General features: G+C 67.1%; 27 protein-coding genes. 12 read left to right on the top strand and 15 right to left on the bottom strand.

Annotation, left to right across the window (positions count from 1 at the left end; translation table 11 throughout):
* Positions 1 to 1,800: molecular chaperone HtpG (gene htpG, locus QRO95_RS13295; protein ID WP_285302760.1), on the top strand; the 1,800-nt coding region annotated here is incomplete at its 5' end.
* A 325-nt stretch (positions 1,801 to 2,125) separates the two neighbouring features.
* On the opposite strand, the gene QRO95_RS13290 is transcribed toward htpG, so the two are convergent.
* Positions 2,126 to 2,425 carry a hypothetical protein gene (locus tag QRO95_RS13290; RefSeq protein WP_032128872.1) on the bottom strand — a complete coding sequence of 100 codons (300 nt, stop codon included), beginning with the start codon at positions 2,423 to 2,425 and terminating at the stop codon, positions 2,126 to 2,128.
* Between the two features lie 129 nt (positions 2,426 to 2,554).
* On the opposite strand from QRO95_RS13290, the gene ftsY reads away from it, so the two are divergent.
* The 3 genes from ftsY to QRO95_RS13275 all read left to right on the top strand — a co-directional run bounded on the left by ftsY (position 2,555) and on the right by QRO95_RS13275 (position 5,322).
* On the top strand, positions 2,555 to 3,841 hold the full coding sequence (gene ftsY / locus QRO95_RS13285) for a signal recognition particle-docking protein FtsY (protein WP_285302759.1): 1,287 nt from the start codon (positions 2,555 to 2,557) through the stop codon (positions 3,839 to 3,841).
* An 81-nt stretch (positions 3,842 to 3,922) separates the two neighbouring features.
* Positions 3,923 to 5,047 (top strand): A/G-specific adenine glycosylase, encoded by a 1,125-nt coding sequence (mutY, locus tag QRO95_RS13280; protein WP_285302758.1) that lies wholly within the window; start codon positions 3,923 to 3,925, stop codon positions 5,045 to 5,047.
* Positions 5,048 to 5,052: 5 nt separating this feature from the next.
* The gene (locus tag QRO95_RS13275) at positions 5,053 to 5,322 is read left to right on the top strand and encodes an oxidative damage protection protein (RefSeq protein ID WP_032128874.1); all 270 of its coding nucleotides are present in this window, start codon (positions 5,053 to 5,055) and stop codon (positions 5,320 to 5,322) included.
* Between the two features lie 74 nt (positions 5,323 to 5,396).
* On the opposite strand, the gene QRO95_RS13270 is transcribed toward QRO95_RS13275, so the two are convergent.
* The 10 genes from QRO95_RS13270 to QRO95_RS13225 form a co-directional block, all read right to left on the bottom strand.
* On the bottom strand, positions 5,397 to 5,846 hold the full coding sequence (locus tag QRO95_RS13270; protein ID WP_049460626.1) for a DUF6491 family protein: 450 nt from the start codon (positions 5,844 to 5,846) through the stop codon (positions 5,397 to 5,399).
* Between the two features lie 204 nt (positions 5,847 to 6,050).
* Positions 6,051 to 6,764, bottom strand: a complete 714-nt coding sequence (gene lolD / locus QRO95_RS13265) for a lipoprotein-releasing ABC transporter ATP-binding protein LolD (protein ID WP_285302757.1) — start codon at positions 6,762 to 6,764, stop codon at positions 6,051 to 6,053.
* Positions 6,757 to 7,998 (bottom strand): lipoprotein-releasing ABC transporter permease subunit, encoded by a 1,242-nt coding sequence (locus QRO95_RS13260; RefSeq protein ID WP_285302756.1) that lies wholly within the window; start codon positions 7,996 to 7,998, stop codon positions 6,757 to 6,759. Before QRO95_RS13260 ends, lolD begins: the two co-directional genes overlap by 8 nt.
* Positions 7,999 to 8,021: 23 nt before the next feature.
* Positions 8,022 to 8,471: a hypothetical protein gene (locus QRO95_RS13255; RefSeq protein ID WP_071229280.1), complete on the bottom strand. Its 450-nt coding sequence runs from the start codon at positions 8,469 to 8,471 to the stop codon at positions 8,022 to 8,024.
* Positions 8,422 to 8,670, bottom strand: a complete 249-nt coding sequence (locus tag QRO95_RS13250; RefSeq protein ID WP_005409080.1) for a succinate dehydrogenase assembly factor 2 — start codon at positions 8,668 to 8,670, stop codon at positions 8,422 to 8,424. The genes QRO95_RS13255 and QRO95_RS13250 overlap by 50 nt, the downstream gene beginning before the upstream one ends.
* 98 nt (positions 8,671 to 8,768) lie before the next feature.
* Positions 8,769 to 9,554, bottom strand: a complete 786-nt coding sequence (locus tag QRO95_RS13245; RefSeq protein WP_005409079.1) for a succinate dehydrogenase iron-sulfur subunit — start codon at positions 9,552 to 9,554, stop codon at positions 8,769 to 8,771.
* A gap of 66 nt (positions 9,555 to 9,620) precedes the next feature.
* The gene (gene sdhA, locus QRO95_RS13240) at positions 9,621 to 11,411 is read right to left on the bottom strand and encodes a succinate dehydrogenase flavoprotein subunit (RefSeq protein ID WP_134951043.1); all 1,791 of its coding nucleotides are present in this window, start codon (positions 11,409 to 11,411) and stop codon (positions 9,621 to 9,623) included.
* 31 nt (positions 11,412 to 11,442) lie between these two features.
* Positions 11,443 to 11,829 carry a succinate dehydrogenase, hydrophobic membrane anchor protein gene (sdhD, locus tag QRO95_RS13235; protein WP_032128865.1) on the bottom strand — a complete coding sequence of 129 codons (387 nt, stop codon included), beginning with the start codon at positions 11,827 to 11,829 and terminating at the stop codon, positions 11,443 to 11,445.
* Positions 11,826 to 12,218: a succinate dehydrogenase, cytochrome b556 subunit gene (sdhC, locus tag QRO95_RS13230; RefSeq protein WP_024958620.1), complete on the bottom strand. Its 393-nt coding sequence runs from the start codon at positions 12,216 to 12,218 to the stop codon at positions 11,826 to 11,828. The genes sdhD and sdhC overlap by 4 nt, the downstream gene beginning before the upstream one ends.
* 56 nt (positions 12,219 to 12,274) lie before the next feature.
* Entirely contained in the window at positions 12,275 to 12,445 is a 171-nt protein-coding gene (locus tag QRO95_RS13225; RefSeq protein WP_005409075.1) for a DUF1674 domain-containing protein, read from the bottom strand.
* A 39-nt stretch (positions 12,446 to 12,484) separates the two neighbouring features.
* Between QRO95_RS13225 and QRO95_RS13220 the strand changes: the two genes are divergently transcribed.
* Positions 12,485 to 13,360, top strand: coding sequence for a folate-binding protein YgfZ (locus tag QRO95_RS13220; RefSeq protein ID WP_285302755.1), 876 nt, complete (start codon positions 12,485 to 12,487; stop codon positions 13,358 to 13,360).
* 87 nt (positions 13,361 to 13,447) lie between these two features.
* Here the strand turns inward: QRO95_RS13220 and QRO95_RS13215 are convergent, their stop codons facing one another.
* Positions 13,448 to 14,530: an ABC transporter ATP-binding protein gene (locus QRO95_RS13215; RefSeq protein WP_071229277.1), complete on the bottom strand. Its 1,083-nt coding sequence runs from the start codon at positions 14,528 to 14,530 to the stop codon at positions 13,448 to 13,450.
* A gap of 352 nt (positions 14,531 to 14,882) precedes the next feature.
* Between QRO95_RS13215 and zwf the strand changes: the two genes are divergently transcribed.
* From zwf to eda, 5 genes are all read left to right on the top strand, one after another.
* Positions 14,883 to 16,319, top strand: coding sequence for a glucose-6-phosphate dehydrogenase (gene zwf, locus QRO95_RS13210; RefSeq protein WP_049400949.1), 1,437 nt, complete (start codon positions 14,883 to 14,885; stop codon positions 16,317 to 16,319).
* Complete coding sequence (glk, locus tag QRO95_RS13205; protein WP_049400948.1) at positions 16,316 to 17,323, top strand: glucokinase; 1,008 nt, start codon at positions 16,316 to 16,318, stop codon at positions 17,321 to 17,323. Before zwf ends, glk begins: the two co-directional genes overlap by 4 nt.
* Positions 17,320 to 18,045 carry a 6-phosphogluconolactonase gene (gene pgl / locus QRO95_RS13200; RefSeq protein ID WP_182267599.1) on the top strand — a complete coding sequence of 242 codons (726 nt, stop codon included), beginning with the start codon at positions 17,320 to 17,322 and terminating at the stop codon, positions 18,043 to 18,045. Before glk ends, pgl begins: the two co-directional genes overlap by 4 nt.
* Before the next feature lie 58 nt (positions 18,046 to 18,103).
* Positions 18,104 to 20,020 (top strand): phosphogluconate dehydratase, encoded by a 1,917-nt coding sequence (edd, locus tag QRO95_RS13195; RefSeq protein WP_285302754.1) that lies wholly within the window; start codon positions 18,104 to 18,106, stop codon positions 20,018 to 20,020.
* 205 nt (positions 20,021 to 20,225) lie between these two features.
* Positions 20,226 to 20,885 carry a bifunctional 4-hydroxy-2-oxoglutarate aldolase/2-dehydro-3-deoxy-phosphogluconate aldolase gene (gene eda / locus QRO95_RS13190; protein ID WP_285302753.1) on the top strand — a complete coding sequence of 220 codons (660 nt, stop codon included), beginning with the start codon at positions 20,226 to 20,228 and terminating at the stop codon, positions 20,883 to 20,885.
* A gap of 330 nt (positions 20,886 to 21,215) precedes the next feature.
* On the opposite strand, the gene QRO95_RS13185 is transcribed toward eda, so the two are convergent.
* From QRO95_RS13185 to ispG, 3 genes are all read right to left on the bottom strand, one after another.
* Positions 21,216 to 21,863 (bottom strand): response regulator, encoded by a 648-nt coding sequence (locus tag QRO95_RS13185; RefSeq protein WP_004153112.1) that lies wholly within the window; start codon positions 21,861 to 21,863, stop codon positions 21,216 to 21,218.
* 201 nt (positions 21,864 to 22,064) lie between these two features.
* Positions 22,065 to 22,814: a phosphatase PAP2 family protein gene (locus QRO95_RS13180; protein ID WP_032128858.1), complete on the bottom strand. Its 750-nt coding sequence runs from the start codon at positions 22,812 to 22,814 to the stop codon at positions 22,065 to 22,067.
* Positions 22,795 to 24,060, bottom strand: a complete 1,266-nt coding sequence (gene ispG / locus QRO95_RS13175) for a flavodoxin-dependent (E)-4-hydroxy-3-methylbut-2-enyl-diphosphate synthase (RefSeq protein ID WP_032128857.1) — start codon at positions 24,058 to 24,060, stop codon at positions 22,795 to 22,797. Before ispG ends, QRO95_RS13180 begins: the two co-directional genes overlap by 20 nt.
* 114 nt (positions 24,061 to 24,174) lie before the next feature.
* On the opposite strand from ispG, the gene QRO95_RS13170 reads away from it, so the two are divergent.
* Together QRO95_RS13170 and QRO95_RS13165 are read left to right on the top strand one after the other, a co-directional pair.
* Entirely contained in the window at positions 24,175 to 25,401 is a 1,227-nt protein-coding gene (locus QRO95_RS13170; protein WP_032128856.1) for an ATP-binding protein, read from the top strand.
* Positions 25,398 to 25,967 (top strand): response regulator transcription factor, encoded by a 570-nt coding sequence (locus QRO95_RS13165; protein WP_012510702.1) that lies wholly within the window; start codon positions 25,398 to 25,400, stop codon positions 25,965 to 25,967. The genes QRO95_RS13170 and QRO95_RS13165 overlap by 4 nt, the downstream gene beginning before the upstream one ends.
* Positions 25,968 to 25,985 lie beyond the last annotated feature (18 nt).

Here is a 25,985-nt window from a genome sequence, read left to right as displayed (position 1 = left end):
AAGGAAATCTTCCTGCGCGAGCTGGTCTCCAACGCCGCCGACGCCGCCGACAAGCTGCGTTTCGAGGCCCTGACCCAGCCGGCCCTGCTGGAAGGCGACAGCGAACTGCGCGTGCGCGTCAGCTTCGACCCCACCGCCCACACCATCACCATCGAAGACAACGGTATCGGCATGAGCCGCGCCGAAGCCATCGCCCACCTCGGCACGATCGCAAAGTCCGGCACCGGCGATTTCCTGCGCCAGCTGTCCGGCGACCAGAAGAAGGATTCGCAGCTGATCGGCCAGTTCGGCGTCGGCTTCTACAGTGCCTTCATCGTCGCCGACGAAGTGGAAGTGACCTCGCGCCGCGCTGGCATGGCTGCAGGCGAAGGCGTGCGCTGGACCTCGCGCGGCGAAGGCGATTTCGAAGTCGCCACGGTCGACAAGGCCGAGCGCGGCACCCGCATCGTGCTGCACCTGAAGGACGGCGAGCACGACTTCGCCGATGGCTGGCGCCTGCGCAGCATTCTCAAGAAGTATTCGGACCACATCGGCCTGCCGATCCAGATGCCCAAGGAGGGCGAAGACGGCGCTGCCGGCGAGTGGGAGACCGTCAACCGCGCCAGCGCGCTGTGGACCCGCCCGCGCACTGAGATCAGCGACGCCGAGTACACCGAGTTCTACAAGCACGTGGCACACGACCACAGCGATCCGCTGGCGTGGAGCCACAACAAGGTCGAGGGCAAGCTGGAGTACACCTCGCTGCTGTATGTGCCCGGCCGCGCACCGTTCGACCTGTATCACCGCGATGCACCCAAGGGCCTGAAGCTGTACGTGCAGCGCGTGTTCGTGATGGACCAGGCCGAGCAGTTCCTGCCGCTGTACCTGCGCTTCATCAAGGGCGTGGTCGATTCCAACGACCTGTCGCTGAACGTCTCGCGCGAGATCCTGCAGTCCGGTCCGGTCATCGATTCGATGAAGGCCGCGCTGACCAAGCGCTCGCTGGACATGCTGGAAAAGCTGGCCGCCGACAAGCCGGAGCAGTACGCCACGTTCTGGAAGGAATTCGGCCAGGTGCTGAAGGAAGGCCCGGCCGAGGACTACAACAACCGCGAGAAGGTGGCCGGCCTGCTGCGCTTCGCTTCCACCCGTGGCGACGGCGATGCGCAGAGCGTGTCGCTGGCCGACTACCTCGGCCGCATGACCGAAGGCCAGGACAAGATCTATTACCTGACCGGCGAGAGCTACAGCCAGGTGCGCAACAGCCCGCACCTGGAAGTGTTCCGCAAGAAGGGCGTGGAAGTGCTGCTGCTGACCGACCGCATCGACGAGTGGCTGATGGGCTACCTGACCGATTTCGACGGCAAGGGCTTCGTCGACATCGCCCGTGGTGACCTCGACCTGGGCGCGCTGGAAACCGAAGCGGACAAGCAGGAACAGGAAGCGGCGGCCAAGGACAAGCAGGGCCTGGTCGAGCGCCTGAAGACGGTGCTGGGTGATGACGTGGCCGAAGTGCGCGTCTCGCACCGCCTGACCGATTCGCCGGCGGTACTGGCCATCGGCGAACAGGACCTCGGCCTGCAGATGCGCCAGATCCTGGAGGCCAGCGGGCAGAAGGTACCGGACAGCAAGCCGGTGCTGGAGATCAACCCGGGCCACCCGCTGATCGCCAAGCTGGATGCGGAAGCCGATGGCGCGCGTTTCGACGACCTCGGCCGGGTGCTGTTCGACCAGGCTGCGTTGGCCGCCGGTGACAGCCTGAAGGATCCGGGTGCCTATGTGGCGCGCCTGAACAAGCTGCTGCTGGAGCTGTCGGTCTGATCGAGGCGGTGGTCGCCGGGCATGGCCCGGCGCTACCGGGTGCTGGTGGATGCCAACCTTGGTTGGCATTCCTGCTCTGGTAGGTGCCAACCTTGGTTGGCACTGTTGCCCTGGTAGAGGCCAACCTTGGTTGGCGCCCCAAAAGCGTGCCAACCAAGGTTGGCACCTACCAGGGCGGGTCGAGCGTGCCAACCAAGGTTGGCACCTACCAGGGCGGGTCGAGCGTGCCGACCAAGGTTGGCACCTACCAGGCTGGGTCGAAGCGTGCCGATCAAGGTTGGCACCCACCAGGGGCGGCGGTTGGCACCTGCCAAAACGGTGTTGCTCAGGCGTCCCGATCCAGCAGTGAGCCCAGCATCTGGTCCTGGCGACGGATCACCGTGGCATTGGCGGCAAAGGCCACGACCTCGGCTTTCGCGGCCAGCAGATCACCCAGCGGCGCGCCGGCATCGGCGCCGATGGACGCCACCGAAGCCTGCACCCCACCCTGCTCGGTGGTAATGCGCTGCAACTGCAGGTGCTGGGCATCCGGGGTCGCCAGGTTGGCCACGTTGTGCGCGGCCACCTGCACGCCCTGCTGGGCCGCACGCATCCCGCTGAGGGCGATTCCCATCACGTTGTCCATGGCGGTCTCCGGGCCGCACCGCGCAGCCCTCCGGACCGGTTAACGGCCGGTGGGCCGCAACCTTGAGTCCACATCGGCCCGACAGGCCCGAGTGGTAGCATATCCCTCTGATTTCAGCGCCTTTTGCCAATGCTCAGTTTTTTCCGCCGCAAGAAGCCCCAGGATGCCCCCGCAACGGAGGCGCCCAAGACCCAGCACTACTCGGCTGAAGAGCTGGCGGCGGCATTCCCGTCGGCCGCGCCCGCCGAGGACAAGGAACCTGCACCGGTAGCAGTACCGGCCGAGCCTGCACCGGTCGAGCCCCCCCCGGTTATTCCGGCCCCAGCCGCACCGGTTCCAGCAGCTCCTGCGCCGACGGCTCAGATCGACGTCGCCCCCATCGCGACCCCGGCCATCGAATCGGCACCCGCACCGGTGCCTGAGCCCACCCCGGCACCGGCACCGGTCACCGACGACCTGCCTGCGGCCGCCTCGATCGACGCCGTTCCGGCGCCGGCTGGCAAGCCCGGCTGGCGCGAGCGCCTGCGCAACAGCGTCATCGCGCGCAGCTTTGGTGGCCTGTTCTCGCGCAACCCCAAGCTTGACGACGACCTGCTGGACGAGCTGGAAACCGCACTGATCACCGCCGACGTCGGCGTGGGTGCCACCACCGACCTGGTCGAGGGCCTGCGCAAGCGCATGAAGTCGCGCGAGTTCGCCGACGCCAATGCGCTGCTGGCCGCGCTGCGCGCCGAGCTGATCGCGATCCTGCAGCCGGTGGCCAAGCCGCTGGTGATCGACCGCAACGCCAAGCCCTTCGTGGTGCTCACCGTCGGCGTCAACGGCGTCGGCAAGACCACCACCATCGGCAAGCTGGCCAAGCGCTTCAAGGACGATGGCCACAGCCTGATGCTGGCCGCCGGTGACACCTTCCGCGCCGCCGCCGTGGCCCAGCTGCAGGCCTGGGGCGAGCGCAACGGCGTGGCCGTGGTCGCGCAGGGTCAGAACGCCGATGCCGCTTCGGTGGCATTCGACGCGCTGCAGGCCGGCAAGGCCCGTGGCACCTCGGTGCTGATCGCCGACACCGCCGGCCGCCTGCATACCCAGTCCGGCCTGATGAACGAACTGGGCAAGATCCGCCGCGTGCTCGGCAAGATCGACCCCACCGCCCCGCACGAAGTGCTGATGGTGATCGACGGCACCACTGGCCAGAACGCGCTGTCGCAGCTGCGCCAGTTCAATGCCGCAGTGAACGTGACCGGCCTGGTGGTGACCAAGCTGGACGGCACCGCCAAGGGCGGCGTGGTGTTCGCGCTGGCCCGCGAGTTCGGCATTCCGATCCGTTTCGCCGGCATCGGCGAGCGCCCGGAAGACCTGCGCGTGTTCGACCCGGAAGCCTTCGTCGACGCCCTGCTGCCCGAAGCGCTGGGCGCCTGATACACCGTGCAGCCACGCATGGCGTGGCTCTACTGCAATCCAGTAGAGCCACCCCACGGGCGGCTCCTCTCTGGAACACCGATGCCCCGCCAGCCGCACGCCAGCGCCGGAACCACGCAGACCGATGGCTTCGTCGCCCACCTGCTGCATTGGTTCGACGACCACGGCCGCCACGACCTGCCCTGGCAGCACCCACGCAGTCCCTACCGGGTCTGGCTGTCGGAAATCATGCTGCAGCAGACCCAGGTGAGTACGGTCATCCCGTATTTCCAGCGGTTCCTGCAGCACTTCCCGACCCTGCCCGACCTTGCCGCAGCCAGCAACGACGCGGTGATGGCGCAGTGGGCCGGGCTCGGCTACTACGCCCGCGCACGCAACCTGCATGCCGCTGCGAAGCGCTGCGTGGAACTGCACGACGGCGACCTGCCGCGTGATTTCGATGCATTGCATGCCCTGCCCGGCATCGGCCGCAGCACCGCCGGTGCGATCCTCAGCCAGGCCTGGAACGACCCGTTCGCGATCCTCGATGGCAACGTCAAGCGGGTGCTCAGCCGTTACCACGGCATCGATGGCTTCCCCGGGCTGCCGGCCATCGAGAAGCAGCTGTGGGCGATCGCCGAGGCGCATGTGGCGCAGGTGCCGGCCGGGCGCATGGCCGACTACACGCAGGCGCAGATGGATCTGGGCGCGACGGTGTGCAGCCGCGCCAAACCGGCCTGCGTGATCTGCCCGCTGCAGGATGACTGCGTGGCAGGGCGCGAAGGCCGCACCGCTGAACTACCCACGCCCAAGCCCAGCAAGACCCTGCCCGAGCGCGAGGCCGTTGCGCTGCTGCTGCGCGACGCCCAGCAGCGTGTGCTGCTGCAGAAGCGGCCGGACACCGGCATCTGGGCGCAGCTGTGGACGCTGCCGCAGGCCGATGCCGGCAGCGTGCTGCAGGACTGGTTCGACGTGCACGTCGACGGCTCGCTGGAAGAGGCCGAAGAGCTGCCAGTGCTGCAGCACACCTTCAGCCACTACAAGCTGCATCTGCAGGTATTGTCGCGGCAGGTACACGGCCTGCGCGTGGAAGAACCCACGCTGCGCTGGGTCGCCAGCGACGAACTGCACGCGCTGGGCCTGCCGGCACCGATCCGCAAACTGCTCGACGGCGCAACGATCAAGACGCCGAAACGAAGTTCCAAGAAACCCCGCAACCACGAGTGAATGCCATGTCCCGAACCGTCTTCTGCCAGTACGAACAACGCGATGCCGAGGGCCTGGACTTCGTGCCCTACCCCGGCGAACTGGGCCAGCGCATCTTCAACAACATCGGCAAGCAGGCCTGGGCTGCGTGGCTGGCGCACCAGACCATGCTGATCAACGAAAACCGCCTGTCGCCGCGCACGCCGGAGCATCGCGCGTTCCTTGAAGGCGAACTGGTCAAGTTCCTGTTCCAGAAGGACGCGGAAAAGCCGGCCGGCTTCACCCCGGAAGCCTGACACACAGGTAGTGCCGGCCGCTGGCCGGCAACCTGGCATCTGCGCGATGCCGGCCAGCGGCCGGCACTACCACGCTATTTCGTGCTTTCCTCGCGCTCCTGCACCTGCGCCTGGCGCAGCTCCTGCTCGGAGGCGCGCAGCGCCTTCACGTCCAGCTTGCGGATGCTGTCGATGAAGCACGGCATGCGCGGGCCACCGGCAGGGTCGCGCACCAGCACCTTGTCGAATCGCGCCGAAACACGGTTCATCTGGCTGGTCAGACCGATGGCGGTGGCATACGGCAGGTCCTGGCAGGGACCCCTCAATTCCAGCAGATAGGCCTCGCTGGGACGCGTCCACACCGCCAACGCGCTGTCACCCAGTTCGGTCCAGCCGTTGAGGCTGCCGAAGAACTGCATGTCGTTCTGCGGCGCGCCGGCGTGGGCACGGTACAGGTCAAGTTTCTCGGCAGAGCTGAGCCGGCCGGTGGTCGCGCAGGCGGCCAGCGCCAGGCAGAGTCCGGCCATCAGGATCGGGGTCTTCATGGCGATCTCCTCGGGGAACTGTCGCCATCATGCGCCTGCGCAGACAACGCCGGCGCGAAAGCCAGCACCCCATTCAGCAGCCGGTCGGCGGTCGCCCCAAGCAGGCCCAAGGCTCCGGATTCCGGTAGTCGCCAACCTTGGTTGGCGCTTGCCCTGCAAGAGCAGCCGACCAAGGTCGGCTTCCACCAAAGCGGGCCCGGCGCCTCAGACGTCGGCGTGGGCCAGTGCGTGCAGGCGCCCTTCGCGCAGCTCCAGCACCCGGTCCAGGCGCCGTGCCAGGCTGCGGTCGTGGGTCACCAGCACCAGGCTGGTATGCCGCGCCCGGTTGAGCTCCAGCATCAGCTCGAACACCGTTGCAGCCGTGCGGTCATCCAGGTTGCCGGTCGGCTCGTCCCCGAGCACGCAGGCCGGATGATTGACCAGCGCACGCGCCACGGCCGCACGCTGGCGTTCGCCGCCGGACAGTTCGCCGGGCTTGTGGTCCAGGCGATGGCCAAGGCCGACCGCTTCCAGCAGCGTGGTGGCCCGGCTGCTCGCCTCGGCCACTGCAGTACCGGCCAGCAGCACCGGCATCATCACGTTTTCCAGCGCGGTGAACTCAGGCAGCAGGTGGTGGAACTGGTAGACGAAGCCCAGCGCCTGGTTGCGCAGCAGGCCGCGCGCGGTATCGGACAGCGCTGACATGCGCTGGCCGGTCACATAGACCTCGCCGGCGGTCGGAATGTCCAGGCCACCCAGCAGGTGCAGCAGCGTGCTCTTGCCGGCGCCGGAGGCACCGATGATCGCGACCGTTTCGCCGGCGGTCACGGTCAGGTCCAGGCCATCGAACACCGGGGTCTGCAAGCGCCCTTCGGCGTAGGTCTTGCCCAGTGCTTCGGCGCGGATCACTTCATCGCCGCGGTTGAAGACCTTATTCATAACGCAGGGCCTCCGCCGGCTGGGTGCGTGCTGCCCGCCAGGCGGGATACAGGGTGGCCAGGAAGCTCATCAGCAGCGCGACCACGGTGATCGCCACCACGTCGCCGGTCTGCATGTCGGTCGGCAGGCCGGTGATGTAGTACACATCCTCCGGCATCAGCTTGACGTTGAACACGCTCTCGATGGCACCGAGGATGCGCTCCAGGTTGAGTGTGAGGGTGATGCCACCGATCAGGCCGGCCAGCGTGCCGAAGATGCCGATCAGCGAACCCTGCACCATGAACACCTGCATCACCCCGCCCGGGGTCAGGCCGAGCGTGCGCAGGATGGCGATGTCGGCCTGCTTGTCGGTCACCAGCATCACCTGCGAGGACACCAGGTTGAAGGCGCCCATGGCGATGATCAGCGACAGCAGGATGCCCATCACCACCTTCTCCATGCGCAGCGAGTGGTAGAGGTTGGCGTTCTGCTGGGTCCAGTCACTCACGCGGTAAGCGCCGCCAAGGCTCTGCGCCAGATCCACGCCCACTTCCAGCGAACGGTCCATGTCGTGCAGTTTCAGCCGCACGCCGGTGGCGCCATCGGAACGCAGCACGCGCTCCAGGTCCTTCATGTTGGCGAAGCCGACGCCGCGGTCGACCTCGTTGTAGCCGGCCTCGAAGATGCCGCTCACGGTAAAGCGTTTCATCCGTGGCACCGCACCGGCAGGCGTGCCCTGCACTTCGGCGAACGTCACCAGCACCTGATCGCCAACGTCCACGCCCAGCCAGATCGCCAGCTCCTTGCCCAGCAGCAGGTTGAAGCTGCCCGGCGTGAGGCTGTCATAGCTGCCCTTGGTGACCTTCTTGTCGATCACCGATACCTTCGGCTCCAGCGCCGGGTCGATGCCCTGGATGATCGCGCCCTGCACGCGCGGGCCGCTGATCATCGACTGGATCTCGATGTACGGCGCAGCACCGGCCACGCGCGGGTCCTTGCGGGCCACGTCGACCACCCGCATCCAGTCCAGCATCGGCTCGCCGTCGCGGCTGATGGTGGTGTGCGCGGTCATCTGCAGCAGGCGGCTGCGGATTTCCTTCTGGAAACCGCTCATCACCGCCAAGGTGGTGATCAGCACCGTGACGCCGAGCGCGATGCCCAGGATCGATGCCATCGAGATGAAGGAGATGAAGCCGTTGCGGCGCTTGGCGCGCAGGTAGCGCAGGCCAATGGCCACGGGAATGGGTTTGAACATGCAGGCACGCCGGTCAATTCAGCTTATGGTGCCATCGACCGGGGCCTACGGGAAACGCCACGTGCGGCCACGGCCAGTCGCAGTTCACGTCGCTGCCCGGAATCGAGCACATCCGGCCAGAACAGCAGGCGCCGGCGGCGGCGATCCTCACGCCAGAGCAACAACAGCCATGGACCACGCACGACCAGCTGGGGTGTATCGGCGTCCTGCCCGGCCACCTGCAGCGGCTCGGGCGGTGCCGGCAGAAGCACCTGCACGCGCGGCCTGCGCTGTCGCCAGGCCAGTTCGGCCAACCCGATGACCCAGGCCAGCACCACCGCGGGCATCAGCAGCCGTGAAGGCAGATCCGATGCACGCAGCAGCCAGGGCGCAGCCAGCAGCACCGCCAACTGGGCGGCAGCCTGCAGCCGCGAGGGGCGCCACTCAAGGCTTGAGGGCGAGGATCTTCTGCATGAGGGGGATCGCGTGCGCATGCGGGCAGGCCTCATAGCCCATGAACCAGCGCCACAACTTATCGTCCTCGCAGTCGAGCAGGAACAGGAAAACCTCGCGCTCTTCGGTCGGCGCAGTGCTCCATTCGTGGTCCAGGTAGCGACCGAACAGCTGGTCCAGCTCACGCATGCCGCGGCGGCAACGCCAGCGCAGCTTCTTCAGCAGAACGTCTTCTTCCATCATGTTTCTCCAGATACAGCAAAGCCACGCATGGCGTGGCTCTACTGGGGTGGCACAGCCACGCGTGGCGTGGCTCTACCGGGTACAGCCAGGCCTGATCAGGCGCGGCGTTCCATCATCAGCTTCTTGATCTCGGCGATCGCCAGCGCCGGGTTCAGGCCCTTCGGGCAGGTCCGGGCGCAGTTCATGATGGTGTGGCAGCGGTACAGCTTGAACGGATCTTCCAGATCGTCCAGGCGCGCACCGGTGTCCTCATCGCGCGAGTCGATGATCCAGCGGTAGGCCTGCAGCAGGATCGCCGGGCCCAGGTAACGCTCGCCGTTCCACCAGTAGCTCGGGCAGCTGGTCGAGCAGCAGGCGCACAGGATGCACTCGTACAGGCCGTCCAGCTTCTTGCGGTCTTCCGGCGACTGCAGGCGCTCACGATCCGGCGGTGCCGGAGTCTGGGTGCGGATCCACGGCTTGATCGAGGCGTACTGCGCGTAGAAGTGGGTCAGGTCCGGAACCAGATCCTTGACCACGTTCATGTGCGGCAGCGGGTAGATCGGCACTTCCTTCTTGCCGCAGTCCGAGATGGCTCGGGTGCAGGCCAGGGTGTTGGTGCCGTCGATGTTCATCGCGCACGAACCACAGATACCTTCGCGGCAGGAGCGGCGGAAGGTCAGGGTCGGGTCGATCTCGTTCTTGATCTTGATCAGGGCGTCCAGGACCATCGGGCCACAGGCGTCCAGATCGACTTCATAGGTATCGGTGCGCGGGTTGCTGTCGTCGTCCGGACTCCAGCGGTAGATCTTGAAGGTGCGCACGTTCTTGCCGCCGTTCTTGACGGGGAAGTGCTTGCCCTTCGTGATCTTGGAATTCTTGGGGAGTGAAAACTCGGCCATGGCTGCTCTCGTTGGCTCAGGCGGCCCGCGCCCGTGGGCGCGGATTGCATGGTAGGCGGGGTCGGATCAGTACACGCGCGGCTTCGGCGGCACCACGGACACGTCGTCGGTCAACGTGTACATGTGCACCGGACGGTAGTCGAAGCTGCACTTGCCCTTCTCGTCGACGCTGACCAGGGTGTGCTTCTGCCAGTTGACGTCGTCGCGGTCCGGATAGTCCTCGTGCGCATGCGCGCCGCGGCTTTCCTTGCGCTGTTCGGCCGAGTTGATCGTCGCCACCGCGTTGAGCAGCAGGTTGTTCAGCTCGTAGGTCTCGATCAGGTCCGAGTTCCAGACCAGCGAACGGTCGGAGACCTTCACGTCCTGGAACGAGTCGAAGATCTTGTCCATCTTCTCGCAGCCTTCCTTCAGCGTCTGGCTGGTGCGGAAGACCGCCGCGTCGGCCTGCATGGTGCGCTGCATGCGATCGCGGATGACCGAGGTCGGGGTATCGCCGTTGGCGTGGCGCAGCTTGTCCAGCAGGCCCAGCGCCTTGTCGCAGGCATCGGCCGGCAGCGGCTTGTGCGACGCGCCCGGCTTGATGGTCTCGGCGCAGCGGTTGGCCACTGCACGACCGAACACCACCAAGTCCAGCAGCGAGTTCGAGCCGAGGCGGTTGGCACCGTGCACCGACACGCAGGCGGCTTCGCCGATCGCGTACAGGCCAGGGATCACCGCATCGGGGTTGTCGCCATCCTTGCGCACGACTTCGCCGTGGTAGTTGGTCGGGATGCCGCCCATGTTGTAGTGCACGGTCGGGATGACCGGGATCGGCTGCTTGTGCACGTCGACGCCGGCGAAGATGCGGGCGCTCTCGGCGATGCCCGGCAGCTTCTCGTCGATCACGCCCGGGCCAAGGTGGGTCAGGTCGAGCAGGATGTGGTCCTTGTGCTCGCCGACGCCGCGGCCTTCGCGGATCTCGATGGTCATCGAACGGCTGACCACGTCGCGCGAGGCCAGATCCTTGTAGTGCGGTGCGTAACGCTCCATGAAGCGCTCGCCGCTGCTGTTGCGCAGGATGCCGCCTTCACCGCGGACACCCTCGGTGATCAGGCAGCCGGCGCCGTAGATGCCGGTCGGGTGGAACTGCACGAACTCCATGTCCTGCATGGCGATGCCGGCACGCATGGCCAGGCCGCCACCGTCGCCGGTGCAGGTGTGCGCCGAGGTGGCGCTGAAGTAGGCACGGCCGTAGCCGCCGGTTGCCAGCACCACGCCCTGGGCGCGGAACAGGTGGAGGGTGCCGTCGGACATGTCCAACGCCAGCACGCCGCGGCAGGCACCTTCGTCATCGAAGATCAGGTCGAGTGCGAAGTACTCGATCATGAAGCGTGCGTCGTGCTTCAGCGACTGCTGGTACAGGGTGTGCAGCATCGCGTGGCCGGTACGGTCGGCCGCCGCGCAGGTACGCTGCGCCGCCGGGCCTTCGCCGTACTTGGTGGTCATGCCACCGAACGGACGCTGGTAGATCTTGCCTTCGGCAGTGCGCGAGAACGGCACGCCGTAGTGTTCGAGCTCGATGATGGCCGGAATGGCCTCACGGCACATGTACTCGATGGCGTCCTGGTCGCCCAGCCAGTCCGAGCCCTTGATGGTGTCGAAGAAGTGGTAACGCCAGTCGTCCTCGCCCATGTTGGCGAGTGCGGCCGAGATACCGCCCTGGGCGGCAACGGTGTGCGAACGGGTCGGGAAGACCTTGGTCAGGCACACGGTCTGCAGGCCCTTGGCGGCCAGGCCGAACGTGGCGCGCAGGCCGGCGCCGCCGGCGCCCACCACGACCATGTCGTACTTGTGTTCGGTGATCTTGTAAGCGGACATCTAATCTGGATTCCTGTGTAGGTGCCTGGGCTCAGGCAACGCCGAGGGCGATGCGGCCCACCGCAAACACACTGACGATCATGCCGAGCACGGCGACGAACTTCACCGCGGTCTGCAGCACCAGGGCCAGCAGCGATTCGTGGATGTAATCTTCCAGCACGACCTGCATGCCGAGCTGCGCGTGCCAGAACATGGCGATCAGCAGGCCGATCAGCGGCACGGCGTTCCACGGCTTGGCCACGGCGGCGGCGGCGGTCGCGTAGTCCGAGCCCAGCAGGCCCAGCACGAAGACCAGGAACCAGATGCCCAGGGCCACCAGGGCGGCGGCGGTCAGGCGCTGGTGCACGAAGTGCTCGGTGCCGGTCTTGGCCGAGCCAAGGCCGCGCACGCTCTTCAACGGGGTACGGAACTTGCTCACGCGGCACCTCCGAACATCACATAGGCCCACACCAGCAGGGTGATCACCAGGCTACCGATGACCGACAGCCAGCTGCTGCGGATGAAGGCGGGGATGCTGAAGCCGATGGCGAAGTCCTGCACCACATGGCGGATGCCATTGCACAGGTGATAGGCGAACGACCATGTCCACGCGAACAGGAACACGCGGCCATACCAGGCCCCGGCGTGGCCGGTGAAGCAGTTCCAGGACTCGGGCCCCATCATCAGGGCCAGCAGGCCGGCGGCGATGATGAGGGCACCAACAGACAGAAAGACGCCAGTGGCTCGATGCAGGATCGAGGTGGCCATCTGAATCTGCCAGCGATACACCTGAAGGTGCGGGGAAAGTGGGCGTTGTCTGGTCGCCATTCGCTGGGCTCGTTGTCTCGGCTGGGCGGCACACGGCCGCGTTGGCTCAATGCTGATCAGAAATCGATGCAGCGTCCGTTTTTCTCCCAATCGCCGTACCGCACCGGATCAAGTCCGCCGCGGCCGCCGAATTCCTCTGCTTTTTCCTGTTCCACGGGCACGGGTGCCGCGGGGACCAGCGGGGCTTCAGATTCGTCGTCGGGAGTGGGGGTTGTTTGGCCTATCATGTTCGGTCTCGCAACGCACAAATTTTAGACCTCGTTCACGTGCCTGACAACCTGCCCCCTGCTTTCGTCGGATATCCGCGCCTGCCCGGCCACCAGCTGCTGAGCCTGCAAGGCCCGGATGCGGCTGTCTTTGCCCACGCCCAGTTCAGCAGCGATGTCACTGCCCTGCCCCTGCTGCACTGGCAGTGGAGCGCCTGGCTGAGCGCCAAGGGCCGCACCCTGGTGGTGTTCCAGCTGCTTCGGCTGGCCGAAGACCATGTGATGCTGGTGCTGGCCGACGGTGATGCCGATGCGATTGCGTCGCAACTGCAGCGCTTCGTGTTCCGCCGCAAGGTGAAGGTGCAGGTGCGCAGCGATCTGGCCGTGGCCGGTGCGTTCACTGCGCCCGAAGCCGCCAGCGGCGCTGCGATTGCGCAGACCGCAGGTGACGGCTGGGAGCTGGACCTGGGCAGCGACGCCCTGCCGCGGACCCTGCGCATTGGCAGCGCCGATGCCTTCGCCGCCGGAAGTGAAGCCGATGAGGCCGCTTTCGCACTGGCCTGGCGCCAGGCCGACCTGCGCTACGGCCTGCCCCGGCTGCAAGAAAGCCAGCGCGAAGTGTGGACCCCGCAGCAGCTGGGGTTGGACCGCCTGAACGGTTACAGCGTGAAGAAGGGCTGCTATCCCGGCCAGGAAATCGTCGCCCGCACCCACTTCCTCGGCAAAGCCAAGCGCGCGGTGCAGCTGCTGCATACCGCGGCACCGGCGCAGGCCGGCGATGGCGTGCAGCAGGATGGCGCAGCGCTGGGCACGATTGCCTGCGTGGCCGGCGACCTGGCACTGGCGGTGCTGCCGCTGGAAGCCAGCGACGCTGATCTGCAGGTGGGTGATGCGATCGCGCAGCGCATGCCGTTGCTGGATGGCCTGGCGCGCTGAGCCCGGTGGATGAAGGAATGGTAGTGCCGGCCGCTGGCCGGCAACCATGCATGGTTGAAGTTGCCGGCCAGCGGCCGGCACTACCCGTTACAGCCGCTCGCCGGATTCCGGGTTGAAGAAGTGCAGGCCCTGCGGGTGGATCGCCACGCGGATCTGCTCGCCCACCGCCGGCAGCGACTGCGGCGCCACGCGCATGGTCAGCGCGTGCTGGCCACTGCTCAGGTTGACGAAGATCTCGTTGCCGACCGGTTCGATGCCTTCAATGCGTGCGGCAAATGCATGCGCATCATCAGCACTGGCCGGCTGCAGGTGTTCCGGACGCACGCCCACCGCGATCGGCTTCTGCAGCCATGCCGGATCGATCGTGGCCTGGCCCAGCGGTGCGCGCCATTCGCCGTCGACCACGGTCACGCCGCCGGCATCGCCCTGCAGCGTGCCACGCAGCACGTTCATCGCCGGGCTGCCGAGGAAACCGGCCACGAACAGGTTGGCCGGGCGGTCGTACAGCGCCATCGGCGTATCGATCTGCTGGATGATGCCGTCCTTCAACACCACGATGCGCTGGCCCAGGGTCATTGCTTCGACCTGGTCGTGCGTCACGTAGATCATGGTGGTGCCCAGCTTGCGGTGCAGCTGCGCGATCTCGGTGCGCACGCTGTGGCGCAGCTTGGCATCGAGGTTGGACAGCGGCTCGTCCAGCAGGAACACCGCCGGCTCGCGCACCAGTGCGCGACCCAGCGCAACACGCTGGCGCTGGCCACCGGACATCGCCTTGGGCAGCTTGTCCATCATCTCGGTCAGGCCCAGGGTCTGCGCTGCTTCGGCGATGCGCTTGTCGATGGTCGCCTTGTCATGCCCGCGCAGCTTCAGGCCGAAGGCCAGGTTCTCGGCCACGGTCATGTGCGGGTACAGCGCGTAGCTCTGGAACACCATGGCGATGTCGCGGTCCTTCGGCGCCACGTCGTTGACCACGCGATCACCGATGGTCAGCGTGCCGCCGCTGATCTCCTCCAGGCCAGCCACCATCCGCAGCAGGGTCGACTTGCCACAGCCGGACGGACCGACCAGCACCATCAGCTCGCCATCGGCGACCTCGAAGCTGGCGTCCTTCACCGCGACCTGGCCGTTGTCATAGACCTTGCGCACACCCTGCAACTGCACTTTTGCCATATCACCTATCCGGTCCGCCCGAAGCCGGGCTGTCTTTTGGGACTGCCTCGGCCCTCCCGATGGCAGTGATGATTGCGCGCCTGCCGCATGACGGCGAGCACTGCAATCGAATACAGTTGCCCATTCTGCCATGTAAACGTTTTCACGTGGCACTATCCGATGATCGGTGCGCACCGATCTGCGTCGGCGGTTGAACGAAGGTTCCGCCGAGGCAGTGGTTTCGAATGGAACGGTCTTCCGCTACCCCGGAGATCGCCCCTGACGAACCTCGGACAGGCAGTTGCGCGGATGTCCCCCGAACCCAGCCATGAAGCGATTGACAACGATGTCACCCGGATCTGAAACTCGAGCGATGCACGACACCCTCTTCCTGTTCGGTGCCACAGGTGATCTGGCCCAGCGCTACCTGTTCCCTTCGCTGCTTCGCCTGCTTGGCGACGGCCTGCTGCCGGAGGACTTCCGCATCCGTGCGCTGGCCCTGTCCGGGCATGACACCGAAGCCTTCCATGACATCCTGCGGCCGCGCCTGCAGCAGGCCATGCCGATGGCCACGCAGGACGACATCAGCGCCCTGCTGCGCCGCATCGACTATCGTTCGGTGGACCTGCGCGACGTCGACTCGGTTGCCGCCGCGGTCTCCGACCTGGTGCACCGCAAGTGCGTCAGCTACCTGGCCATTCCGCCGGGCCTGTACATCTCCACCTGCGAAGGCCTGGCCAAGGGTGGCGCCCTCGCCGCACCGGCACGCCTGATGCTGGAGAAGCCGATCGGCAGCGACAGCGAGAGCGCCGAGGAAATCATCAGCACCATCGGCCAGTGGATCGACGAGGACCGCGTGTTCCGCCTCGACCACTACCTGGGCAAGGCCGCAGTGCAGAACCTGATCGCGCTGCGCTTCGGCAACACGCTGCTGGAAGCGGTGTGGAACCGCAACTACATCGAATCGGTGCACATCCTTGTGGCCGAGAGCGAAGGCGTGGATGGCCGCGACGCCTACTACGCCCGCTCCGGCGCGCTGCGCGACATGGTGCAGAGCCACATCCTGCAGCTGCTGTGCATGGTGGCGATGGAGCCGCCGGCCTCGCTGGAAGCCGACCGCATCCGCGACGAGAAGGTCAAGGTGCTGCGCGCCCTGCGCCCGCTCGATGCCAAGCACGCCGCGCGTGACAGCATCCGTGGCCGCTACACCGCCGGTACCATCAACGGCCAGCCGGCCCAGGCCTACCAGCCGCCGGAAGGCAGCGACGTGGAGACCTTCGCCGGGGTCACCGCGCATATCGACAACTGGCGCTGGAGCGGCGTGCCGTTCCACCTGGTCACCGGCAAGCGCCTGCCCGAACGCACCACCCGCGTGGTGGTCACGCTGAAGCCGGTCACCCACTGGCTGTTCGAGCGCCCGCAGCGCGCGCAGGCCGCACCGAACCGCCTGGTGTTCCAGCTGCAGCCGCAGGAAAACATCGAACTGGGCCTGATGAGCAGCCTGGCCGGCCCGGAATGGGGCGCGCTGGAGCTGCATCCGCTGGAACTGGAACTGTCGGTGCCGACTGGCCTGCACCGCCGCATCGCCTACGAACGCCTGTTCCTGGATGCCTTCAACGGCAACCACACGCTGTTCGTGCGCGATGACGAAGTGCGCGCCGCCTGGGCGTGGATCGACAGCGTCGCCGACGCCTGGAAGGATGCCAAGCTGCCGCTGGAACCCTACCCCGCCGGCCAGTGGGGCCCGGCCAACGCGGGCGAGTTCCTGCCGCAGGGCGTGGACGCGCCGGACAGCGGAGCGTCGGCATGAGTGCCAGCTCGCAGCCGGTGCTGGTCGCCGACATCGGCGGTACCAACGCCCGCTTCGCCCTGGCCGACACCTCGCAGGACGCACCGCTGCAGAAGGACAGCATCCGCGAATACGCGGTGGCGGAGTTCCCGTCGCTGGGTGATGCCGCGCGCCACCATCTGGAACAGATCGGCGCCACGGCCAGCCGCGGCGTGTTCGCGGTGGCCGGTCGCGTCGACGGTGACGAAGCGCGCATCACCAACCACCCGTGGGTGATCTCGCGCAGCCGCACCGCCGCCATGCTCGGCTTCAACGAACTGCACCTGATCAACGACTTCGCCGCACAGGCGATGGCGATTTCGCTGCTGCAGCCCGATGACGTGGTCCAGGTCGGCGGTGCCGCCTGGGTGCCGGGCAAACCCGGCCAGCCGCGCAACTACGCGGTGATCGGGCCGGGTACGGGCCTGGGTGTCGGTGGCCTGATCCTGCGCCACGGCCGCTGCTACCCGCTGGAAACCGAAGGCGGCCATGTCAGCTTCCCGCCGGGAACGCCGGAGGAGATCCGCATCCTGGAGATCCTGTCCGAACAGTTCGGCCGCGTCTCCAACGAGCGCCTGATCTGCGGCCCTGGCCTGGTCAACATCCATCGCGCCGTATGCGAGATGGCCGGCATCGATCCGGGCCAACTGCAGCCGGTGGACGTGACCGCCCGCGCCCTGCATGGTGACCCGCAGGCGATGCGCACCGTCGATGTGTTCTGCGCCGTGTTCGGCGCCATCGCAGGCGACCTGGTGCTGACCCAGGGCGCGTGGGACGGCGTGTTCCTGACCGGCGGGCTGACCCCGAAGATGCTCGATTCGCTGCAGCACTCCGGGTTCCGCCAGCGCTTCGAACACAAGGGCCGCTTCTCCTCGATCATGGCGCGGGTGCCCTCGTTGGCCGTGATGCACCCCCACGCCGGACTACTGGGCGCCGCCGCCTATGCCGCCGACGCCGAACGTGACGCACCTGGAGTTGCCGCATGAGCCCCACCACCTTCCACGACGACCGCATCGAGTTCATCCAGCACGGCGATGCCGATGGCTGGATCGAGGCGGTGGCCGCCGAGATGGCGCAGACCCTCAACCACGACATCAACGAAGTGGGCCGCGCCCGCATCCTGTTGTCCGGCGGCACCACGCCGGCACCGGTGTACCAGGCGCTGGCCGAACTGGACGTGCACTGGGACCGCGTGGAAGTGAGCCTGGCCGATGAGCGCTGGCTGTCGCCGCAGGATCGCGACAGCAATGCCTGGCTGGTGCGCGAGAATCTGCTCAAGCGCGCCGAAGGTGCGCATTTCGATCCGCTGGTGCGCATCGGCAAGCCGCTTCCGGAATGCGTGTACACCGCCAACCTGCAGGCGCAGCACAGCCAACCGCCGAGCCTGGTGGCGCTGGGCATGGGCAACGACGGCCACACCGCCTCGCTGTTCCCGGGCTCGAAGGACCTGGCCCGCGCACTGGAAAGCACCCTGCCCTACGCGGCGCTGGATGCCACCGGCTGCCCGGGCGCGAACCAGTGGCCGCTGCGCATCACGCTGACCCCGCACGGCCTGCGCCAGTGCCGCCAGCGTCTGCTGCTGCTGCGCGGCAAGCAGAAGCTGCAGGTACTGCGCCAGGCGCTGGACAGCAATGACGTCCAGCAGTACCCCATCCTCAATGCGATCAACCTGGACGGCGCGCGCCTGCGCGTCCACTGGGCTGATTGATGTTGGCGGCGGCGCCGTGCCGCCGCTTGCCTCTCGCCACCACGAACGCCGGTAGCCAATGAGCCTCCATCCGCAACTGCAAGCCATCACTGAGCGTGTCATCCGCCGCAGCGCCGCCTCGCGCGCCGCCTACCTGGCCGCGATCGACGCCTCCCTGCGTGAAGGCCCGTTCCGCAGCCGCCTGAGCTGCGGCAACCTCGCCCACGGGTTCGCCGCCTGCGGCGGCACCGACAAGAGCCGCCTGCGCGGCGGCGTGACGCCGAACCTCGGCATCATCACCGCCTACAACGACATGCTGTCGGCGCACCAGCCGTTCGAGACCTATCCCGAGCAGATCCGCGAGATCGCCCGCGAGCTGGGCGCCACCGCACAGGTGGCCGGCGGCGTGCCGGCGATGTGCGACGGCGTCACCCAGGGCCGCGGCGGCATGGAACTGTCACTGTTCTCGCGCGATGTGATCGCGCAGGCCACCGCGATCGGGCTCAGCCACGATATGTTCGACACCACCGTCTACCTCGGTGTGTGCGACAAGATCGTGCCGGGCCTGCTGATCGGTGCGCTGGCCTTCGGCCATCTGCCGGCGGTGTTCGTGCCGGCCGGCCCGATGACCCCGGGCATCCCGAACAAGCAGAAGGCCGAAGTGCGCGAGCGCTATGCCGCTGGCGAAGCCACCCGCGAAGAACTGCTGGAAGCGGAATCGGCCTCTTACCACGGTGCGGGCACCTGCACCTTCTACGGCACCGCCAACTCCAACCAGGTGCTGCTGGAAGCGATGGGCGTGCAGCTGCCGGGCGCATCGTTCGTCAATCCAGGCACGCCGTTGCGCGACGCCCTCACCCGTGAAGCCACCGAGCGCGCGCTCGACATCACGGCACTCGGCGACGACTTCCGCCCGTTGGGCCGGATCATCGACGAACGCGCGATCATCAACGCGGTCATTGCGCTGATGGCGACCGGCGGTTCGACCAACCACACCATCCACTGGATCGCGGTGGCGCGTGCGGCCGGCATCGTGCTGACCTGGGACGACTTCGACGAGCTGTCACAGCTGATTCCGCTGCTGGCCCGCGTCTACCCGAACGGCGAAGCCGATGTAAACCGCTTCGCCGCAGCAGGCGGCCCGGCCTTCGTGTTCGGCGAACTGATCAAGGCCGGCCTGATGCACGGCGACCTGGTCAGCGTGGCGCGTGGCGGCATGACCGACTATGCGCGCGAGCCGCAGCTGCGCGACGGCAAGCTGGTCTACCTGCCGGGCCTGGAACGCAGCGCCGATGACGAAGTGGTGCGTGGCGTCGACAATCCGTTCGAGCACCAGGGTGGCCTGCGCCTGCTGCGTGGCAACCTGGGCAAATCGCTGATCAAGTTGTCGGCGGTGAAGCCGCAGTACCGCACGATCGAAGCACCGGCCGTAGTGGTGGATGCACCACAGGTGTTGAACAAGCTGCATGCCGGTGGCCTGCTGCCCGAGCATTTCGTGGCGGTGGTGCGTTACCAGGGCCCGCGAGCGAACGGCATGCCGGAACTGCATTCGCTGGCGCCGCTGCTGGGTCTGCTGCAGAACCAGGGCCGGCGCGTGGCGCTGGTCACCGACGGCCGCCTGTCCGGCGCCTCGGGCAAGATTCCGGCAGCGATCCACGTGACGCCGGAAGCGGCGCGGGGTGGTCCGCTGGCCAAGGTCCGCGAGGGCGACATGATCCGCCTGGATGGCGAGGCCGGCACGCTGGAAGTGCTGGTGGACGCAGCCGAATGGGCTGCACGTCCGCTGGCGCCGAACACCGCGCCTGCCGCGCATGATCTGGGCCGCAACCTGTTCGCGATCAACCGTCGCGTGGTGGGGCCGGCCGACCAGGGTGCGATTTCGATTTCGTGCGGGCCGGCGGCGGCTGATGGTGGGCCGTGGGACTACGACGCGGAGTATGAGCTGGGGCACGATGCCGCGGCGGCGGCGGCGCCGCATGAGGCGAAAGACGCCTGAAGCGAAAAGCCGCGGCAGGCTTCCCGGCTTGGGCAGTAGAGCGCCCTGGCCGGGACACGCCGTAAACCCATCCATGGGGGCTCGATCGCGGCATCCATGCCGCTCACGGTCCCGGCCAGGGCGCTCTACTGCCCTTGGACAATTCCCGGCGCGTCATTTGCGCTGCGGCCACTGAATCAAGAAGAGCAAAGGCAAGGGCAAAAGCATGGGTATCGAACAACATCAGGTGAAGGCGGCGGAGCTGTTGCGTGCGGCGGGCATCCTGCCGGTGGTGACGATTCATACGCTGGACCAGGCGCGTGCGGTCAGCGCGGCGCTGCTGGAAGGTGGTTTGCCGGCGATCGAGCTGACGCTGCGCACGCCGGTGGCGATGGAAGCGCTGGCGATGCTCAAGCGCGAGCTGCCGGACGTGGTGGTGGGTGCCGGTACGGTGCTGACCGTGGAGCAGATGCAGCAGTCCATCGATGCGGGTGCGGATTTCCTGGTGACCCCGGGTACGCCGCCGGCGCTGGCTGATGCACTGGCCGCTGCGCCGCTGCCGGTGGTGCCGGGTGCGGCAACCCCGACCGAGCTGCTGTCGCTGTACGCGCGCGACTTCCGCGTGTGCAAGCTGTTCCCGGCCACGGCCGTGGGCGGGCTGGCGATGATCAAGGGCCTGGCCGGCCCGGTTGCCGACCTCAAGCTGTGCCCGACCGGCGGCATCACCGAAAACACCGCCGCCGAGTACCTCGAGCAGAAGAACGTGGTCTGCATCGGCGGTTCGTGGATGGTGCCGGGCAACTGGATCGCCAACGGCGAATGGGACAAGGTGCGCGCCAGCGCCGCCGACGCCGCGAAGATCATCAAGCGCGTGCGCGGCCACTGAGCCCGACAAAGGTGTAGAGCCGCGCCCACGCTCGGCTCCGGCATCATCAAGGGTCAGAGCCCTTTCCCACCGGGAAAGGGATCCGACCCCGGGCGACGAGCGCGCACAGCGCGCGACCCGCTCCTGCTCTTCCTTCTTCATTCCGCGGTGGACGCGCACGGAACCTGTCCGTGGCCCTGCGGAGGGGTTGCGCAGGGGCGTAAGCGCCATGGATGGCGCGCCCGAGCCTCCAGGGATGGATTCACGGCGTCCCCTGCGCAATCCCTCCGCAGGGCCAACCCCACGAATCCTGCCGCACACCGCGAGGGGCTCAGCCGTTGGCCGAAACCCTTACAGCGGCCGTGCCGGATCCACCAGCCCGTACTGGCTGGCCATCCGCGCCAACGCGATGTTGTCGTGGATCCCCATCTTCTCGAACAACCGCGCCTTGTGCGTGTTCACCGTCTTCGCACTCAGGCTCAACCGCCGTGCGATGTCTTCCTGGCGCAGGCCCTGAGTCAGCAGCAACGCCACTTCCAGCTCGCGCGGGGACAGGCTGTCGAACGGCGAACCGTTGCCTTCCACCGTCGACAGCGCCAGATTCTGCGCGATGCTGGTGCCCAGGTAACGGCGGCCACCGGCCACGTCACGCACCGCGCGCAACAGCTCCTGCGCATCGCAGCCCTTGCCGATGTAACCGGCGGCGCCAGCCTCGAGCAGCCGCTTCGGCAGCGGGCCATCTTCCAGCACCGACACGATCACCACGCGGGTATTGCGGTGGCTGCGCACGATGCGCTCGGTCACTTCCATGCCGCTCACACCCGGCAGGTGCAGGTCACACAGCACCACATCGGGCAGCAGCTGGCGGACTTCACGCAGCGCGTCTTCGCCGGTCTCGGCTTCGCCCACCACCTCGATGTCGGTTTCCCCCGACAGAATCATCTTCATCCCGGTGCGGACCAGCGCGTGGTCATCCACCAGGTAGACTCGAATCGTCATTCACGTACCTCTTCGAATGCGGCCATTGCAGGTCAAGCTAGGCAGGGTGCCGATACCCCTGCAAGCGCGTTCGGAATGCGACCCCGGCAATCTGCCTTGCGCATCACACTACCGCGCGTTGTGCTTGCCCCCTGTCTTGCAGAACCTGCTGCAACGAAACAACTGATCTATCACGTAGACGTCCCTCAAGGGCCATCCACGTCAATCCCCCTGTGATGATGCTTCGCTGGCCTTCGCTGGCGGCGAGCCGTGACGTCGCCATGGGTGCCGGCGACTGAACATGACCAGATAGCACCCTACCACCCAAACCAGCGCGGCACACCATCCGGCCAGGATATCGGAGGGGTAATGCACCCCCAGGTAGACCCGGGACACGCTGACCAGCAGGCTGAATGCCGGTGCCAGCAGCAGCACCGGCCAGCGCCAGCGGGTGTTCCAGGCCAGCAGTACCAGGGTCACTGCCAGGGTCATCGAGCCCATCGCATGGCCGCTGGGGAAGCTGAACGTCGATTCCGGCGCGATCGATTCCCACAGGCTGGGGCGCTGGCGCTGGAAGAAGTGCTTGCTGCCCATATTCAGCAGCGCCGAGCCGACGAAGCTGACCGCCACGAAGGTCGCCTCGCGCCAACGCCGGTAGCCCAGCAGCACGCCGATGATCAGCACGTCGGCCGGGATCAGGAACCATTCGTAGCCCAGTCTGGAAATGAGCACGAAGAAGCGGTCCAGCAGCGGCGAATGCAGGCCATGCATCTGCCACAGCAGCGGCGCATCGAAATGGAACGATTCAAACTCGTGCACCTCGTCAGCCAGGGCGACGAAGCCGGCCAGCGGCAGCAGCACGCCACCGAACAGCAGGACCAGGCGCCAGGCATTGCGCGCCATCCAGTGGCGGAAGCCGGAGGCGGACTCCGGTGCAGCGAGGATCGCAGGCTTATCCGGCGCTTCGGACATACTTGTGTTCGACGTAATCGTCGATCAGGGCGACGAATTCCTGGGCGATGTTCTCACCACGCAGGGTCACCTTCTTTTCGCCATCGACGAACACCGGCGCTGCAGGCGTTTCACCCGTGCCGGGCAGCGAGATGCCGATATTGGCATGGCGCGACTCACCCGGTCCGTTGACGATGCAGCCCATCACCGCCAGGGTCATGTTCTCCGCACCCGGGTGGTGGATCTTCCACAGCGGCATCTTCTCGCGCACGTGGTTTTGTACCACCTTGGCCAGCTCCTGGAAGAACTCGGAGGTGGTGCGGCCGCAGCCCGGGCAGGCCGTGACCAGCGGCGTGAAGGCGCGCTGGCCGGTGGTCTGCAACAGTTCCTGGGCGACGATCACTTCCTGCGTACGCGACTGGCCCGGTTCCGGGGTCAGCGAGATGCGGATGGTGTCACCGATGCCCTCCTGCAGCAGCACGCTCAGCGCCGCGGACGAGGCGACGATGCCCTTGCTGCCAATTCCGGCCTCGGTCAGGCCCAGGTGCAGGGCGAAATCCGAGCGCTGGGCCAGGTCGCGGTACACCGCGATCAGCTCCTGCACGCCACTGACCTTGGCCGACAGCACGATGCGGTCGCGCGGCAGGCCGAGCTCCACCGCCTGCTCTGCCGAATCCAGCGCCGAGCGGATCAGCGCCTCGCGCAGCACGCGGCCGGCGTCCCAGGGCTGCTCACGCAGGTTGTTCTCGTCCATCAGCTTTGCCGCCAGGGCTTGGTCCAGCGAGCCCCAGTTGGCACCGATGCGCACCGGCTTGTTGTAGCGGATCGCAAACTCGATCAGCTGGGCGAACTGCAGGTCCTTCTTCTTGCCGAAGCCGACATTGCCCGGGTTGATGCGGTACTTGGCCAGCGCTTCGGCACAGGCCGGTTCGGCGGTCAGCAGCTGATGGCCGTTGTAATGGAAGTCACCGATCAGCGGCACGTCGATGCCCATCATCGCCAGCTTGTCGACAATGCGCGGGATCGCCGCAGCCGCTTCCACGGTATTGACGGTCAGCCGCACCATTTCCGAACCCGCACGCCACAACTCGGCCACCTGCTTCACGCTGGAGGCCACGTCGGAGGTATCGGTGTTGGTCATCGACTGCACCACGACCGGCTTGCCTCCGCCTACGGTGACCCCGCCGATCTGGACGGCATGGGTCTGGCGGCGGGGCCAGGCAGTGGCATCGGAAGGGGGCGTCGGGCGGGTAACGGCGTCGTGCATGGGCGCATTCTACCGCCCGCCTCCGCATTCCGGGTGACTCGCATTCAGCCGGCGGCACGGCTGCGGCCGATTGTCGCAGGCACGGTCACGCGTGAACGCATACGATGAGCGTGAATGACCGGTCCCGACGCCCCGTTTCTCCGAACCCTGTGCAGCCTGCGCTGGCTTGCCGTAGGCGGCCAGGCCGCCACCATCCTGGTTGCCACCTGGGTGCTGGGCCTGCCGTTGCCGCAGCTGCCATTGTGGGCGGGCGTGGCCGTGCTGACCCTGTTCAACATCTACACCCAGCTGCGCCCGGAGGCGGCCGACACCGCGCCACTGACCGCATTCGGCCACATTCTGGTGGACGTGATCATCCTGACCTGGATGGTGGGCTGGAGTGGCGGCATGGCCAACCCGTTCAGTTCGCTGTTCCTGATCCTGATCGCGCTCGCCGCGTTCGCCCTGCCCCTGCGCTGGGCACTGGCGGTGGCGCTGGCCTGCCTGCTCGGCTACGCCGCCAGCGGCATCTTCGGCCAGTCGCTGCCGGATGGCTATTTCCGCGCGCAGGACCTCAACCGCTGGGGCGTGGTCGCCAATTTCCTGATTTCCGCAGCGGTCGTGCTGACCTTTTCCACCCGCCTGGCACTGGCGCTGCGCCAGCGCGAACTGGAACTGTCGGCCCTGCGCGAACGCTTCGCCCGCAACGAGGGCATCGTCGCCCTGGCCACCCATGCCGCCTCGGTGGCGCATGAACTGAACACGCCGCTGGCGACCATGACCCTGCTCGCCGATGACGTCGCCGAGCGCAGCGAAGAGCCCGAAGTACGCGAAGACATGGAAACCCTGCGCGAGCTGCTGGTGCAGTGCCGCGAGCGCGTGCTGGCGCTGGCCGCACCGGCCTCGGCCGATGCACCGGGTCGCAGCCACTCCAGCGCCCAGCAGGTACTGGAACAGTGGCGCCTGGTGCGGCCGACCATCGACCTGCATCGCAATGACGATGCGCCGCTGCGGCTGCCACTCGACCCGGGCGTGGGCCATCTGCTGATGGTCCTGCTCAACAATGCCGCCGATGCCGGCGAGCAGGCCGGCCGGCCGCGCGTGGACCTGGACCTGCGCATCGAAGGCGACGACCTGATCGGCGAAGTCCGCGACTACGGCCACGGCTTCGACGCCCGTGCCGCGGTGCTGCCGGGCAAGCTGTTCGGCAGCAGCAAAAGCGAGGGCATGGGCGTCGGCCTGGCCCTGTCCCATGCCACCATCGAACGCCTCGACGGCGAGATGTGGATGCGCCCGGCCCAGGGGGCCGGCAGCCGCGTCGGCTTCCGCCTGCCGCTGACCCCACGTGAGGACACCCCATGAGCCTTCATCACTCCACCCTGGGCCTGCTGGTCGACGACGACGAGCTGTACCTGCGCACCCTGCAGCGCAGCCTGGCCCGCAAGGGGCTTGAAACGCAGACCGCGCAGGACGCCGCCAGTGCACTGGCACTGGCCCGCCAGCATCCGCCGGCGTTCGCGCTGATCGACCTGAAGCTGGGCAGCGATTCCGGCCTGGCCCTGATCCAGCCGCTGCGCGCGCTGCGCGCGGACATGCGGATCCTGCTGGTGACCGGCTACGCCAGCATCGCCACCGCCGTGGAGGCGATCAAGCTCGGCGCCGACGACTACCTGCCGAAGCCGGCCACGGTGCCGATGATCCTGCGCGCCCTCGGCGAGGAAGACGATGGCCCGGCCGACGATGGCGAAATGGAAGTGCCGGACGCGATGACGCCGATCAGCCGCCTGCAGTGGGAACACATCCAGCAGGCGATGCACGAGACCGGCGGCAACGTGTCCGCGGCCGCCCGCCTGCTCGGCATGCACCGTCGTTCGCTGCAGCGCAAGCTGGCAAAGCGGCCAAGCCCGGAACGCGATCCCAGCCGTTGATTGCCGAACCCGTCCGGC

Source organism: Stenotrophomonas maltophilia group sp. Smal13 (assembly GCF_030236855.1).
GTDB lineage: Bacteria > Pseudomonadota > Gammaproteobacteria > Xanthomonadales > Xanthomonadaceae > Stenotrophomonas > Stenotrophomonas maltophilia_A.
Note: the sequence above shows the minus strand (reverse complement) of the source record. Positions and strands in the feature narration are given on the sequence as shown.

Excerpts from the sequence above, each read along its gene's own strand:
- QRO95_RS13290 (WP_032128872.1), bottom strand. The coding sequence starts at position 2,425 with ATGGACAACGTGATGGGAATCGCCCTCAGCGGGATGCGTGCGGCCCAG.
- ftsY (WP_285302759.1), top strand. The coding sequence starts at position 2,555 with ATGCTCAGTTTTTTCCGCCGCAAGAAGCCCCAGGATGCCCCCGCAACG.
- mutY (WP_285302758.1), top strand. The coding sequence starts at position 3,923 with ATGCCCCGCCAGCCGCACGCCAGCGCCGGAACCACGCAGACCGATGGC.
- QRO95_RS13275 (WP_032128874.1), top strand. The coding sequence starts at position 5,053 with ATGTCCCGAACCGTCTTCTGCCAGTACGAACAACGCGATGCCGAGGGC.
- QRO95_RS13270 (WP_049460626.1), bottom strand. The coding sequence starts at position 5,846 with ATGAAGACCCCGATCCTGATGGCCGGACTCTGCCTGGCGCTGGCCGCC.
- lolD (WP_285302757.1), bottom strand. The coding sequence starts at position 6,764 with ATGAATAAGGTCTTCAACCGCGGCGATGAAGTGATCCGCGCCGAAGCA.
- QRO95_RS13260 (WP_285302756.1), bottom strand. The coding sequence starts at position 7,998 with ATGTTCAAACCCATTCCCGTGGCCATTGGCCTGCGCTACCTGCGCGCC.
- QRO95_RS13255 (WP_071229280.1), bottom strand. The coding sequence starts at position 8,471 with ATGCGCACGCGATCCCCCTCATGCAGAAGATCCTCGCCCTCAAGCCTT.
- QRO95_RS13250 (WP_005409080.1), bottom strand. The coding sequence starts at position 8,670 with ATGGAAGAAGACGTTCTGCTGAAGAAGCTGCGCTGGCGTTGCCGCCGC.
- QRO95_RS13245 (WP_005409079.1), bottom strand. The coding sequence starts at position 9,554 with ATGGCCGAGTTTTCACTCCCCAAGAATTCCAAGATCACGAAGGGCAAG.
- sdhA (WP_134951043.1), bottom strand. The coding sequence starts at position 11,411 with ATGTCCGCTTACAAGATCACCGAACACAAGTACGACATGGTCGTGGTG.
- sdhC (WP_024958620.1), bottom strand. The coding sequence starts at position 12,218 with ATGGCGACCAGACAACGCCCACTTTCCCCGCACCTTCAGGTGTATCGC.
- QRO95_RS13225 (WP_005409075.1), bottom strand. The coding sequence starts at position 12,445 with ATGATAGGCCAAACAACCCCCACTCCCGACGACGAATCTGAAGCCCCG.
- QRO95_RS13215 (WP_071229277.1), bottom strand. The coding sequence starts at position 14,530 with ATGGCAAAAGTGCAGTTGCAGGGTGTGCGCAAGGTCTATGACAACGGC.
- zwf (WP_049400949.1), top strand. The coding sequence starts at position 14,883 with ATGCACGACACCCTCTTCCTGTTCGGTGCCACAGGTGATCTGGCCCAG.
- glk (WP_049400948.1), top strand. The coding sequence starts at position 16,316 with ATGAGTGCCAGCTCGCAGCCGGTGCTGGTCGCCGACATCGGCGGTACC.
- pgl (WP_182267599.1), top strand. The coding sequence starts at position 17,320 with ATGAGCCCCACCACCTTCCACGACGACCGCATCGAGTTCATCCAGCAC.
- edd (WP_285302754.1), top strand. The coding sequence starts at position 18,104 with ATGAGCCTCCATCCGCAACTGCAAGCCATCACTGAGCGTGTCATCCGC.
- eda (WP_285302753.1), top strand. The coding sequence starts at position 20,226 with ATGGGTATCGAACAACATCAGGTGAAGGCGGCGGAGCTGTTGCGTGCG.
- QRO95_RS13185 (WP_004153112.1), bottom strand. The coding sequence starts at position 21,863 with ATGACGATTCGAGTCTACCTGGTGGATGACCACGCGCTGGTCCGCACC.
- QRO95_RS13180 (WP_032128858.1), bottom strand. The coding sequence starts at position 22,814 with ATGTCCGAAGCGCCGGATAAGCCTGCGATCCTCGCTGCACCGGAGTCC.
- ispG (WP_032128857.1), bottom strand. The coding sequence starts at position 24,060 with ATGCACGACGCCGTTACCCGCCCGACGCCCCCTTCCGATGCCACTGCC.
- QRO95_RS13170 (WP_032128856.1), top strand. The coding sequence starts at position 24,175 with ATGACCGGTCCCGACGCCCCGTTTCTCCGAACCCTGTGCAGCCTGCGC.
- QRO95_RS13165 (WP_012510702.1), top strand. The coding sequence starts at position 25,398 with ATGAGCCTTCATCACTCCACCCTGGGCCTGCTGGTCGACGACGACGAG.